The organism is Massilia sp. YIM B02769, assembly GCF_030411995.1.
Classification (GTDB): Bacteria; Pseudomonadota; Gammaproteobacteria; order Burkholderiales; family Burkholderiaceae_D; genus Telluria.
In genome coordinates this window covers 26,460-39,603 of the sequence record NZ_JASNRC010000009.1, presented here as the reverse complement: position 1 = coordinate 39,603, position 13,144 = coordinate 26,460, and the positions used below count along the sequence as shown (strand labels likewise).

Sequence of the window (13,144 nt, the reverse complement as noted above, 5' to 3'; positions counted from 1 at the left end):
CTGTTGCAAACAATTGATAACCCCTTATTGTACAATAGGATTGTTTCCTCCACGCCTCATTTCCTTGCATTTTTCACCTCTCTTCCATGTCCAAACTCTGGCAAGCCCGCTTCTTCACGACCGTCAACCAGCTGCGTGATCTCCCGTCCACCCGGGTTCCCGAGATCGCCTTTGCCGGCCGCTCCAACGCGGGCAAGTCGACCGCGATTAATATCCTGACGAACCAGAAAGGCCTGGCCTTCGCGTCGAAAACGCCGGGTCGTACCCAGCACATCAATTACTTTTCGATCGGCGGCGCCCACGTCGGCCAGCACCGCAAGGACCCGACCATCGTCGAGGAAATCCAGGCCCTGCTGGTCGACTTGCCGGGTTACGGCTACGCGGAAGTGTCGGGCAACGCCAAGCTGCACTGGCAAAAACTGCTGGGCGACTACGTCCAGCGGCGCGAGCAGCTGGCGGCCCTGGTGCTGATCATGGATTCGCGCCGCCCCTTCACCGACCTCGACGTGCAGATGCTGGAATGGTTTGCCCCGACCGGCAAGCCGATCCACTGCATCCTCACCAAAGCCGACAAGCTGAACCGCAACGAGCAGGCCAACATCCTGCGCGAAGCGAAAGGTATCCTGGACAGCTATGTCGACGAGGAAGGCGAAGGCTTCCCCTTCACGGTGCAGCTGTTCTCCGCGCTGAAGCGGATCGGTATCGAGGAAGCGGACGCCAAGATCCAGGAGTTGATCGGCCTGTCCGGCAACGATGAAGATGCTGCAGGCGACGAGGAAGGCAACCCGGTCCCCGACCAATCCTGATAGAAAGCGATCACGATGAGTTCCATCATTACCGGCCAATACCCGAACACGCGCATGCGCCGCATGCGCCGCGACCCCTTCTCGCGCGCCCTGATGCGCGAAAACACCGTTACCGCCTCGGACCTGATCTACCCGGTCTTCATCCTCGACGGCGAAAACCAGCGCCAGCAAGTGGCCTCGATGCCGGGCGTCGAACGCGTCTCGGTCGATTTGCTGCTGAAGGTCGCCGAAGAATGCGTCAGCCTCGGCATCCCGGTGCTGGCCCTGTTCCCGGTGATCGACGCCTCGCTGAAGACCTATGACGGCGTGGAAGCGACGAATCCCGACGGCCTGGTGCCGCGCGCCGTGCGTGCACTCAAGAAGCACTTCCCCGAGCTCGGCATCCTCACCGACGTCGCCCTCGACCCCTACACCACCCACGGCCAGGACGGCTTGCCGGACGAGACCGGCTACATCGTCAACGAAAAGACGATCGCCATGTTGACGCGCCAGGCCCTGGCCCAGGCCGAAGCCGGCGTCGACGTCGTCGCCCCGTCGGACATGATGGACGGCCGCATGGGCGTGATCCGCAATGCCCTGGAAGAGCGCGGCTTCATCCACACCCGCCTGATGGCCTACTCGGCGAAGTATGCATCGGCCTTCTACGGCCCCTTCCGCGACGCGGTGGGTTCGGCCGCCAACCTGGGCAAGGCCGACAAGAACACCTACCAGATGGACCCGGCCAACATCGACGAGGCCCTGCGCGAAGTGGCGCTGGACCTGGCCGAAGGCGCCGACATGGTGATGGTGAAACCGGGCATGCCTTACCTGGACGTGGTGCGCCGCGTGAAGGACGAGTTCCGCGTGCCGACCTTCGCTTATCAAGTGAGCGGCGAATACGCGATGTTGAAGGCCGCCGCCCAGAACGGCTGGCTGGACCACGACAAGGTCATGATGGAATCGATGATGGCCTTCAAGCGCGCCGGCGCCGATGGTGTGCTGACCTATTTCGCGCTGGACGTGGCGCGCAAGCTCAAAGCTGGAGCCTGAGCGCTTCGCGAAGTCTGCTTATAAAAACCGTGCTTTTGCACGGTTTTTTTCGCCGTTTGCCGTTGCCGTTGTAGTTGTAGGGTGGGCACCTGTGCCCACGCGGTATGGTACGGATGAATAGTCGCGCCGTGAGCGGGTGAGGGCGGGTAGCAGAGCGTTGCCTATCGTGTTCATCCGGTACAGACGTTTCGACACGCGGCGGTGCCATACCGCGTGGGCACAGGTGCCCACCCTACAGAACCCGACCCAATCCAAGCTTCAATACACCTCGACGTTCGCCGACACCAGCTCGACATCGGCCTCGTCCATCCCGTGATGCCCCATCATCGCGTGCATCGGCACCACCCGCAGCCGCAGCGCATCGTCGGACGATCCCGCCCCGCGCGCCCCGCTCAGCTTGGCGCCCAGCGGAAGCGCGAAGCTGAGCGCGCCGCAGGAACCGCGGTGTCCGAACATGACGATGGTCGCCAGGTAGAAGGGGCTGCCGGCGTCGATGCCGTGCGGGTTCTCCGGCCCGTTCAGGATCACGATGTAAGGGTCGCGGCAAGCCTGCGGGAAGTTCAGGGTGATGTTCGCCACCACGGTCTGCCCTGCCTCGACCGCGCTTTCCAGCGTGCCCGCCGTCACTTTCACCTGGGCCGTGGCCGGGCGCGCGCCGCCGACCGCGCGGCTCAGCACGGAACCGGGGAACACGCGCCGCGCCACCCGTTGCGGGCGGGCCATTGCGCTGGATGCCTTCGGCAGCGTTTCCTCGCCGCTCCCTGCCTCGTAGTCGTAGTCGAAGAAGCCGGTCGCCTCGTAGTCGCCGGCCCGCGTCTGCGCCACCGGCGCACCCTTGCCGTCGACGAAGAACAGCAGCGGTTCGCGCGCCCAGCGATAGTAATCGGTGGCCTTTTCCGCTGCCGACTTCTGGTCGTCCGGCAGCTCGGTGCGCAGCTCGACGCCGGCCGGTAGCGTCGGCTGGCCGAGCAGCGCTTGCCGGCGCGTCCACACGTCCCACAGCCGGTCGATGTTGGCGTGGTGCAGGAAGAACACCGGATCGACCGGCGACAGCATGTCGGCCATGAAGCCGCGCGATTCGGTGAAATTGCAGTCGCGCGAGCCGACGCAGCGGTGCACCGAATTGTGCGGGCGCGCTTCCAGCACGCCGAAGCCGGCCGACACGCTATGGTTGGCGCTCTTCGGGCTGGCGAAGGTGGCGAAGTCGGGCGCATCGAGGGCGGCGCGGATGGTGGCCGGCGCCACCGCGTCGGAAGTCGCCAGCGAAAAACCAGGCCGCTCGCGCACGATGCCGCGCGCGCCGGGCTGCTCGTAGAACAGGCGGCCCGACGGGTCGCGCAGGATGTCGAACATCAGGTCGGCATCGAAGCGCACATTGCGCGCGAGCAGTTGACCATACTGGGAGTTGCGCGTGTAGACGCCACCGGGCGAGGTCCAGTAGCCCGAGTTCGCCACCGCCGCCGCCAGGCGCGCCTCGAATTCCGGCGCGGTGCCGGCATAGGCGCTGTGGTTGGGGTCGAGCACGCCGTCGAACATGCCCTCGGGCAGGCGCTGCTCGGCGGTCCAGTCCCAGTACGGCAGGGCGAACTGCGGGTCGCCGCTGAGTTCGCGGCAGACCTGCTCGAACCAGCCCAGGTAGCCGCGGTGCCAGGGCAGGAACCACCAGTTGCCGTGCGGGCAGTCGAGGGTGTGGATGATGGCCTGGCGGTACCAGTTGCGCGGGTCTTCCGGCGGAAGCGCCAGCATCGCGCGCACGGCGCGTGCATAGCTTTCCAGCATGCGCACGCCCATCTTCGAGCCCGAGGCATTCGGCCGGCGCCAGCGTGCCCGCGCGGGCGGCTGGGCCAGGCTGGCGCCGAAGGGCAGCAGGCTGGCGCCAGCGGCGATGGCGGCGGATTGCAGGATACGGCGGCGCGATGGACTCGTAACGCGATTCGGTATGAAGGGCATGGCAGGCTCCGGTAGCGGGAAGGGAGGGATAGCCGCCCGCTCGCTTGCAGCGAGCGCGGCGGTCCTGTCCCAGCCTAGCCGGTCTGAACCGGGCGGCGCTGGTGCAGCGCAAAGGGGCGCACCGAAGCGGTGCGCGGCGGCGCCGATCGCGTTTCTGGACGAAAAAAAGCCACGCACCGGACGGGGCGTGGCGGTTAATGCCTGCTGCCGTCAGCGCGGCGGACTGTAGTTCGGGAACATTTCCTTCATCAGGAAAGCCTGCAGTTCTGCCGTGTCCTTCGGCCGCGCGCTCATCGTCACCACCTTGCCCAGGCGGTGCGATTCCCATTCGAAGTCGCCGGTCTTTTCGCGGCGGATCAGTTCGATCATCTTCTTCACCACGGCGGTCTCGACATCGGGCTCGTTGCCCTGCTCCACCGTCACCGAGGTCAGCCAGCGGCGCTTGAAGTTCTGGTTCCAGCCGCGGAACTTCAGGTCCATGCTATGGAAGGTCTTGTTCGAGATCGAGAAGATGCCGCCGCTCTCGTCGCTGTCGTCGCGGCCGCGGTTATTGATCTTGGCAATGTTCGCCAGCGCATTGCGGGTGCCGCGCGCGGCCTCGCTTTCTTCTTCCGACTGGCTCGGCTCGGGCGCGCCGCGCTGGGCGCGCTTGCGGGCGATGTACTCGGCCATGTCCATCGGCGGCGCTTCTTCCGGCTTGGCTTCCGGCTTCGGCTCGGGCGGCGGCGGCTCGACCTTGTCGACGATACGCGGCTTTTCCTCGGGCAGGGTGATGGTGTCGGGCAGGCGCTCGACGCGCGGTGTGGTCGGCCGCGGCTGCGCCGGGTTCTTCGAGGGTTTACTGGTTTTCGCGGGCGACTGGGCCTGGGGCGGCGGCGGTTTCGCCAGCGGCTGGACGTAGACGACTTCGCCGCCGCTCGGGGGCTTGGCCTTTTTCTCGGTGCGCTCGGGCTGGTAGAAGTAGAGCGCTACCAGCAGCAAGTGCAAGGCGATCGTGACCGCCAGGCCGGTGCGATTCGGACCTTGCTTGCCATAGGTCGGCACAACGGCGCCGGGCAGCGGCTGTCCGCAATGCTGGCAAACATCGCTGTGCTCGGCGTAGGTGTGGGAATGGTCACGCAAAATCAATACAAGTTCCGGATAACTGGTCAGCGAAATGCGCCTGTGAGCCGAAGTCTACCCGGTTTGGGTCCCCGGCGCACAGCCGCGTTGCGCTGCACAGCTTACAGGTCGGTTTTCCTGATAGTTGTTACATTGTGTTTCAACCGATCTTGTGCAGCGAGACCGGGTTCGCCGGGGCCGGCGCCGGTGCATGCACGGCATGCTCCGTCTCGTGCGCCGCGATGTCCACGTCGGTCATCGGACCGCTGCCGCTGTACTTGTCCAGGTAGAGATAAATCACCGGGGTGATGTAGAGCGTGATCACCTGCGAGAAGATGAGGCCGCCCACCACCGCCAGGCCCAGCGGCTGGCGCAGCTCGGCGCCGGCGCCGATGCCCAGCGCGATCGGCAGCGCGCCCATCATCGCCGCCAGCGTGGTCATCAAAATTGGACGGAAGCGCAGGATACAGGCCTCGCGGATCGCCTCGACCGGCGTCATGCCGGCATTCCTCTGCGCATCGAGCGCGAAGTCGATCATCATGATCGCGTTCTTTTTCACGATACCGATCAGCATCAGGATGCCGATCATCGCAATCAGGGTCAGGTCGAGGTTGAAGATCCACAGCGTCAGCAGCGCCCCCACCGCCGCCGACGGCAGGCCGGCGAGAATCGTCAGCGGGTGGATATAGCTTTCGTACAGCACGCCGAGCAGCACATAAATGACGCCGATGGCCGTGATGATCAGGATCAGCTGGCTCGACTGGGTATCCTGGAACACCGCCGCGTCGCCGCCGTAATTCGTGATGATCGAGGACGGCAGCTTCATCTCGCGCTTCATCTCTTCGATGGCGGCGGTGGCGTCGCCCAGCGGCACGTTCGGCGCCAAATTGAAGGCCAGCGTAATCGCCTGCAACTGCCCCTGGTGGTTGATCGCCAGCGGACCGACCGTGCGGCGCACGCTGGCAAAGCTCGACAGTTTCACCAAATCGCCATTGCTCGAGCGCACAGACACGCGCGACAGCGCATCGTCGTAGTAGCGGTCGGCCTCGGCCGCTTCCAGGATCACGTAATAGCTGGCGGCGGTCGAATAGATGGTCGAGACCTGGCGTTCGCCGAAGGCGGCGTACAGCACGGTGCGCACGTCGGCCATGTTCACGCCCAGGCGCGCGGCCTTGTCGCGGTCGATGTCGAGGGTCGCTTGCAGGCCCTTGTTCTGCGAGTCGCTGGTAACGTCGCGGAACTTCGGATCGGCGCGCATGCGTTCGAGGAACTTGTCGGCCCAGCTGCCGATCTCGCCGCCCGACACGCTTTGCAGCGAGTACTGGTAGCGGCTCTTGCTCTGGCGCCCGCCCAGCTGCAGGTTCTGCACCGGCGACATGTACACCTGCACCCCGGCCACGCCGCGGGTGGCCTTGCGCAATTCATCCAGCACTTCCGGCATGGCCGGACGTTCGCTACGCGGCACCAGCACCAGGAACATGCGGCCGGTGTTGCCGCCGCCGACGAACGAGGTCACGTCCTGCACGTGCTTGTTGGCGCGCATGATGTCGACCACCTTGCCCTGCAGCGCCATCATCGCCTGCGAGGAGGTGTCCTCGGAGGCTTCGACGGTAATGCGGATCTGGCCCAGGTCTTCCTCGGGGAAGAAACCTTTCGGCATGCTCATGTACAGGACGGCGGTCAGGGCAAAGGTGCCCAAGGCCAGCATCAGCACCAGGAAGCGGTAGCGCAGCGCCTTGTCGAGGCTGCGCGCATAGCCGTTGCGCACGCTGGTGAACATGGCTTCGAAGCGGCGGCCGACCCAGGACATCTCGTGCGGCTCGATGTGGCCGCCGTGCTTGATCAGGCGCGAGCACAGCATCGGCACCAGGGTCAGCGACACGGCCGCCGAGACCAGCACCGCCAGGCCGACGATGACCGCGAATTCGCGGAACAGCAGGCCGATCACGCCCGGCATGAAGAAGATCGGGATGAACACCGCCACCAGCGAAATCGAGATCGAGATGATGGTGAAGCCCATCTCGCGCGAGCCGACCAGGGCCGCATGGAAGGGCTTTTTCCCCATCTCCATGTGGCGCACGATGTTTTCCAGCACCACGATGGCATCGTCGACCACCAGGCCGACGGCCAGCGTAATCCCCAGCAGGGAAATATTGTCCAGGCTATAGCCGAAGGCATACAGCAGCGACAGCGCACCCAGCAGCGAGATCGGCACCGTTACCGCCGGGATCAGGGTCGCGGTCAGGCGGTGCAGGAAGAGGAAGATCACCAGGATGACCAGGATCACGGTGCCGGCCAGCGTCAGGTTCACGTCGTGGATCGCTTCGCGGATCGACACCGAGCGGTCGTTCACCAGGCTGATCTTGATCGAGGCCGGCAACTGCGTCTCGAACTTCGGCATCAAATTGCGCACGGCATCGACCACCTGCACGGTGTTCGCGTTCGGCTGGCGCTGCACCATCAGCACGATCGAACGTTCGCCGTTCAGGCTGCCGGCGGCTTTGACGGACTGGTAGCTGTCTTCGACTTGCGCCACGTCCTGCAGGCGCACCGGCAAGCCGTCGCGGGTGGCGACGATCAGTTTCGCGAAGTCGGCCGCTTTCATGAGCTGGCCGCCGCCCTGGATGGTCAGGGTCTGCGCCGGGCCGTCGAGGATGCCGAGCGGCGTGTTCGAGTTGGCGGCGCGCAGGGCGGCGGCCAGTTCGTCCATCGAGATGTTGCGCGCGTTCATCAAATCGGAACGGGCGCGCACGCGCACGGCGAAACGCTTCTGGCCGTTGACGGTGACTTGCGCGATGCCCGGCAGGGTCGAGATCGCCGGCGACACCACGTTCTCGGCGTAGTCGTTCAGTTCGGCCAGGCCCATCGAGGGCGAGGTCATGTGCATGAACAGGATCGGGGCGTCGGCCGGGTTGATCTTGCGGTAGGCCGGCAAGTCGGTCATTTCCAGCGGCAACTGGCGCTGGGCGGCCAGCAGCGCGGCCTGCACGTCCACCGCTGCCTTGTCGACGTCGATGGAGGTATCGAATTCCAGGGTCAGCGAGGTATTGCCCTGGGTGCTGGTCGAGGTGATCAGCTTGATGCCGGCAATCGTCGAGAATTGCTTTTCCAGCGGCAGCGCCACCGACGAGGCCATGGTTTCCGGGCTGGCGCCGGGCAAGTTGGCGCCGACGTTGATGACCGGGGTGTTATAGCTCGGCAGCGCCGCGACCGGGATGTGCATGTAGGCCAGGATGCCGACCAGCACCAGGCTGATCGACAGCAAGACCACCATCACCGGACGGCGGATACACAGTTCGGACAGATTCATGCTCCACCACCCTTGGTTGCGGGCGCGCCTTGCGGTTTGGCAGCGGAACCGGCTTCGGCGGCGATCTTGATCTTGCCGCCTGGACGCAGGTTCTGCTTGCCTTCGGTAATCACCTGCTCGTTGCCGTTCAAGCCAGTCACCGCCGCGTTCAGGCCGAAGGCATGCTGGCGCACGATCGGCACCTGGCGCGCGGTGCCGTCTTTCTCGGCGATGTAGACGAAGGTGCCGTAGGCGTTGATGATAATCGCATTTTGCGGAATCACGACGGCGTCCTGGATCGTGCGCACCGTGACGCGGGTGTTGACGTATTGTCCCGGCCACAGTTGGCCGTCGGCGTTGCTGAACTGCGCCTTGACGCGGATGGTGCCGCTGGTCGGGTCGACCGTGTTGTCGACGAAGATCAGTTCGCCGGTGACCGGTTTCGCTTCGCCGCCGCTGCTGGCTTCCACCGCGACCTTGCCCGCCTTCTGGGCCGCCAGCAGTGCGCCCAGCGCCGATTCCGGCAGGGTGAAGGCGACGTCGATCGGATCGAGCTGGGTGATGGTGGTGAGCGAAGTGGTCGGCTGGACCAGGCTGCCGCCATACACGTTGATGGCGCCGACGCGGCCCGACAGCGGTGCGCGGATCGCGGTGTAGCTGGCGCTGACTTGAGAAGCACGTACCGCTGCGGAACTCGCCGCCAATGCGGCGCGGGCGCCTTCCACCTGGCTTTGCAGCGAATCGACGGCGCTCTGGGCCAGGAATTTCTGGGCAACCAGTTCCTGGCTACGCTTGTACTGGCGCTCGAGATCGGCCAGGGTGGCCTTGCCGCGCGCCACTTCCGCTTCGGCCTGGGCCACGGCGGCGCGGTCGCTGCGGTCGTCCAGCGAGAACATCAATTGCCCGGCCTTCACGAACTGCCCTTCGCGGATATGTACCTGGCGGATCGTGCTGGTGGTCTGCGGACGCAGGTCGACGGTCTGCTGCGGCGTCACGGTGCCGTTGGCGGCGACGTCCACGCCCACGTCCTGGCGCCGCGGCGCCACCACGTTCACCGTGGTCGGGCCTTGCGGCGCGCCGCCGGCCTGGCCGTTCTTCCCCTCGCCTTCGGCATGGGCGCCGCGGTTCATGTACCAGGCGCCGCCAATGCCGGCTGCAACGACCACCGCGATGACTGCGAGCGTGTTCTTTTTCATTCAGGTCCCTTGCCGCCAGTTCCGGCGGCTTGATCAGTCGATTAACAAATATGCAGATACAAAAGCGTGGCGGGCAGTATGCCATCCACGTATTACAACTTACTTACAGGATTCTTAACAAATGGTCTCGATAGATGGTGCAGGCGGCTGGCTGCACCATCATTTACCAGGGTAGTACTCCGGCAGGGTAAGGGTGACTTCGAGGCCGCCTTCCGGGTGGTTGGACAGCGCGATGCTGCCGCCGTGCTGCTCGGCGATATTCCGGGCGATCGTCAGGCCGAGGCCGGTACCGCCGGATTCGCGCGAGCGCGAGGTCTCGACGCGGTAGAACGGATCGAAGACGCGCGCCTGCTCGGCCGGCGCAATGCCGGGGCCGCCGTCGCGCACGCGGATGCGCGCCGCGCCGTTTACGCGGTCGACCGTCACACCCGCCTCGCGGCCATACTTCACCGCGTTGTCGATCAGGTTGCCGAGGCAGCGGCGCAGGTCGAGCGGGCGGCCGAGGATGGCCATGCCAGAGCGGCCGCTGAGGGTGACGGCCTGGCTGGCGTCGGCGGCGTCGTCGCAGACCGAATCGAGCAGCGAATCGAGGTCGAGCATCTGCATGGTCTCGGTGGTGTCCATGCTGCGCGCCAGCTCCAGGCCCTCGCGCACCATGGCCTGCATCGCCGACAGATCGCCGATCAGGCGTTCCTGCAAATCGGCGTCGGCCACCTTTTCCAGGCGCAGGCGCATGCGCGTCAGCGGCGTCTGCAAGTCGTGGGTGATGGCGGCCAGCATCTGCGTGCGCTGGAAGATGTACTGGCGGATGCGCGCCTGCATGGCGTTGAAGGCGGTGCTGGCCTGGCGGATCTCGCTGGCGCCGCTCACATCCAGCGGCGGACGGTTGATGTCGTTGCCGAGTTCCTGAGCCGCCACCGCCAGGCGCTTCAGCGGACGGGTGGTCATGCGCGCCACCAGGTAGGCCAGGCCGGCGATGCTGAGGAAGAACAGGACGATCACGGCGCGGTAGTCGGTTTCGTCGTTGACGGCGGCGGCGCGCGGCGGCAGCACGGCCAGGCGCAGCTCCTCGCCGTCGCGCAGGCGCACGTTCAAAAATTCGCAGGCGCCGCGCCAGCGCGCCGACAGCAGGCCGTACAGTTGGGGAATGCGCGGCGGGCTCTCGCAGGCGGCGGGACGCGAATCGGCCGAGACGATGTGGTAGCCGGCGCCGAGGCGTTCGGCCAGGGTCTCGGCGAATTCGCTGGCCGACTTGGCCAGCGGGCGCGGGGCGCCGACTTCGAGCGACAGGCCGGGCCGGTTCGCCACCGACAGGTAGGCCGGGCGCGCCGAGGCCGGCACGATCTCGGTGGCCATGATCAGCTGCTCGGCGCGCTCGATCAGGTTCTGGTCGCGCGCATGCTCGAGCACGCGCTGGCGTTCGTTGTCGGCAAGCCACTGGGTCAGGGCGCCGGTGATCAGCACACCCAGCAGCAGGGTGACGAAGACACGGCCCGTCATCGAGCCGAGGAAGGCTTTCACGCAGTCGGCTCCACGGTCACCTGGCCGGCCAGCACGTAGCCGCCGTTACGCACGGTCTTGATGATCTGCGGCATGCGCGCGTCTTCGCCCAGCTTCTGGCGCAGGCGGCTGATCTGGATGTCGATCGAGCGGTCGAAGGGGTCGGCGTCGCGGCCCTGCGTGAGGTTCAGCAGCTGGTCGCGGTTCAGCACGCGGTTCGGGTGCTCGAGGAACACGCGCAGCAGGCGGAACTCGGCGCCCGACAGCATGATCACGATGCCTTCCGGGTTGACCAGGTGGCGCGCGGTGAGGTCCAGGGTCCAGTTCGAGAAGCGCATCTGCTGCACGTTCTCGGCCGGGGCGTTCGAGGGCATGGCGTGCGAGCGGCGCAGCACGCTGCGGACGCGCGCCAGCAGTTCGCGCGGCTCGAAGGGTTTTGGCAGGTAGTCGTCGGCGCCCATTTCCAGGCCGAGGATGCGGTCGAGCGGCTCGTTGCGGGCGGTCAGCATGATGACCGGCAGGGTCGAAGTGGCGCGCAGCTTGCGGCACAGGGTCAGGCCGTCGTCGCCGGGCAGGTTCAGGTCGAGCACGATCAGGTCGGGGCGCGACTCGTCGAGGATTTTCCACATCGCGACGCCATCGGCGGCGGCCAGCGCGCGGTAGCCGTTCGACTCGAGATAATCGGCCAGCAGCTGGCGGATGTCGCGGTCGTCATCGACGATGAGGATGGTAGAAGAATTGTCCATACCTGCAATTATCCTTACTTAAAAGAGCCATGAACAGCGCATTTGTATCGGCATGTATATGGATTCAACGGGGAAACATATTGATACAAAGTGCGTGGCAGGGGACACGCTGGGCTTACACTTTTCCGAGATCATGGAACCCGTGCAGAGAACAGATTACTTGCACAAGAACTGACTCCCACACTGAAAGGACATCGCATGAACACCCTTCGCAAGCAGATCCTGGTTGCCTTTGCCGCTGTCGGTTTCGCCGGCGCCGCCTTCGCCCAGACCGCCGCCACGGCGCCGGTACAGGAAGGCCGCCACGGCCACGCCGTCACGGCCGAACAGCGCGCCGCCCACCATGCCGAGCGCCAGGCCAAGCGCGCCGAACGCCAGGCCGCCCGCGCCGCCAAGCTGCGCGCCGACCTGAAGCTGACGGCGCAACAGGAACCGGCATTCGCCGCCTTCCTCGCCGCCGGCAAGCCGGCCCAGCGTCCGCAGGGGCAAGGCGCCGCCAAGGCCGGCGAGCGCGGCCAGTTCGCCGCCCTGCCCGCGCCGCAGCGCATGGAGCGCATGATCGATCGCCAGAAGCAGCGCACCGCGCGCATGGAATCACGCCTGGCAGCCCTGAACAACTTCTACGCCGTGCTCACGCCGGAACAGAAGAAAGTGTTCGACAGCCAGGCGATGCGCGGCGGCTTCGGCAACCACCATGGCCACGGCGGTCCCGGCCATCATGGCGGGCGCGGCGCGGCGCTGCAAAGCTGAGTTGCCTCGTTGAGAAACGCGAAGGGGATGCGCTTGCATCCCCTTTTTTCGTCGCATGGCGGCTGGCGCGGCGTTACTGCTTGGCCATCCAGCCTTGTTCGGTCTTCATGAACGATGCCCAGGCGGTACGCGCCACCTTGTCGCCCGGCTTCGCGGCGTCCTTGAAGCCCTTCTCTTCCAGGTCGGACCAGGCATACACGAAGGCGTTGCGCCGCGCGCGTACGACATCGTCGGCGCCTTCCTGGTTCCAGTAGGCGACGCAGGGCTGGCAACGCGTCAGGAAGGCATCGCGGCGCTGCGCGAAGTCCTGCTGCTTGCCTATCCATTCGGATGCGGCCAGCGACAGGCTCATGCTCGCCTGCATGTCCTTGATGCCCATGAAACCGGGATTCTTCTTGACGTCGGCCAGCTCGTCCATGATCCCGTTCGCCGCGGCCAGTACCACCTCGGGAAGCGGCTTGGTCAGTTTCAGGTCGTAGGCATAGCGGACGATGTAGGTGTTGATCGCGCTGGTGTCTTCCCAGCCGTTCTGGCGCTTGTAGTTGTCGATCGCCAGGCCTTCCTGCAGGTCGGCCTCGGCATACGGCCGCACCGTCTTGGCGGTGAGGCTGTCGTTCGGTGTTTTTTCGTCGCAGCCCGCCAGGAATACGGCCGAGCACAGCAAGGCGACGCTAAGGGTTTTCTTCATGTTCTCGCGGCAGTGAAATGATCGGACACGGCCGGGCAGCGGCCATGCCGCCCGGCTGGGCGTGCTCATTCTATGAGCGTCGCGATCTT

The 13,144-nt window shown here is 65.6% G+C and carries 10 protein-coding genes; 3 read left to right on the top strand and 7 right to left on the bottom strand.

Going from position 1 to position 13,144, the window contains the following annotated elements; all coding sequences use genetic code 11:
* Positions 1-86: 86 nt before the first annotated feature.
* Both yihA and hemB read left to right on the top strand, forming a co-directional pair.
* A complete protein-coding gene (yihA, locus tag QPK31_RS15490; RefSeq protein WP_290423814.1) occupies positions 87-806 on the top strand; it encodes a ribosome biogenesis GTP-binding protein YihA/YsxC in 720 nt (239 codons plus the stop codon).
* 15 nt (positions 807-821) lie between these two features.
* Complete coding sequence (gene hemB / locus QPK31_RS15485; protein WP_290423813.1) at positions 822-1,835, top strand: porphobilinogen synthase; 1,014 nt, start codon at positions 822-824, stop codon at positions 1,833-1,835.
* A 258-nt stretch (positions 1,836-2,093) separates the two neighbouring features.
* On the opposite strand, the gene QPK31_RS15480 is transcribed toward hemB, so the two are convergent.
* From QPK31_RS15480 to QPK31_RS15455, 6 genes are all read right to left on the bottom strand, one after another.
* Entirely contained in the window at positions 2,094-3,785 is a 1,692-nt protein-coding gene (locus tag QPK31_RS15480; protein ID WP_290423812.1) for a tyrosinase family protein, read from the bottom strand.
* A 210-nt stretch (positions 3,786-3,995) separates the two neighbouring features.
* Positions 3,996-4,907 carry a hypothetical protein gene (locus QPK31_RS15475; protein WP_290423811.1) on the bottom strand — a complete coding sequence of 304 codons (912 nt, stop codon included), beginning with the start codon at positions 4,905-4,907 and terminating at the stop codon, positions 3,996-3,998.
* Positions 4,908-5,046: 139 nt separating this feature from the next.
* On the bottom strand, positions 5,047-8,196 hold the full coding sequence (locus QPK31_RS15470) for an efflux RND transporter permease subunit (RefSeq protein WP_290423810.1): 3,150 nt from the start codon (positions 8,194-8,196) through the stop codon (positions 5,047-5,049).
* On the bottom strand, positions 8,193-9,371 hold the full coding sequence (locus QPK31_RS15465) for an efflux RND transporter periplasmic adaptor subunit (RefSeq protein WP_290423809.1): 1,179 nt from the start codon (positions 9,369-9,371) through the stop codon (positions 8,193-8,195). Before QPK31_RS15465 ends, QPK31_RS15470 begins: the two co-directional genes overlap by 4 nt.
* A 159-nt stretch (positions 9,372-9,530) precedes the next feature.
* Complete coding sequence (locus tag QPK31_RS15460) at positions 9,531-10,892, bottom strand: ATP-binding protein (protein WP_290423808.1); 1,362 nt, start codon at positions 10,890-10,892, stop codon at positions 9,531-9,533.
* Positions 10,889-11,617, bottom strand: a complete 729-nt coding sequence (locus tag QPK31_RS15455) for a response regulator (protein ID WP_290423807.1) — start codon at positions 11,615-11,617, stop codon at positions 10,889-10,891. The genes QPK31_RS15460 and QPK31_RS15455 overlap by 4 nt, the downstream gene beginning before the upstream one ends.
* Before the next feature lie 198 nt (positions 11,618-11,815).
* On the opposite strand from QPK31_RS15455, the gene QPK31_RS15450 reads away from it, so the two are divergent.
* Positions 11,816-12,367 carry a Spy/CpxP family protein refolding chaperone gene (locus QPK31_RS15450; protein WP_290423806.1) on the top strand — a complete coding sequence of 184 codons (552 nt, stop codon included), beginning with the start codon at positions 11,816-11,818 and terminating at the stop codon, positions 12,365-12,367.
* Positions 12,368-12,440: 73 nt separating this feature from the next.
* Here QPK31_RS15450 and QPK31_RS15445 read toward each other — a convergent pair whose 3' ends face one another.
* Positions 12,441-13,055, bottom strand: a complete 615-nt coding sequence (locus QPK31_RS15445; RefSeq protein ID WP_290423805.1) for a hypothetical protein — start codon at positions 13,053-13,055, stop codon at positions 12,441-12,443.
* Between the last annotated feature and the right edge of the window lie 89 nt (positions 13,056-13,144).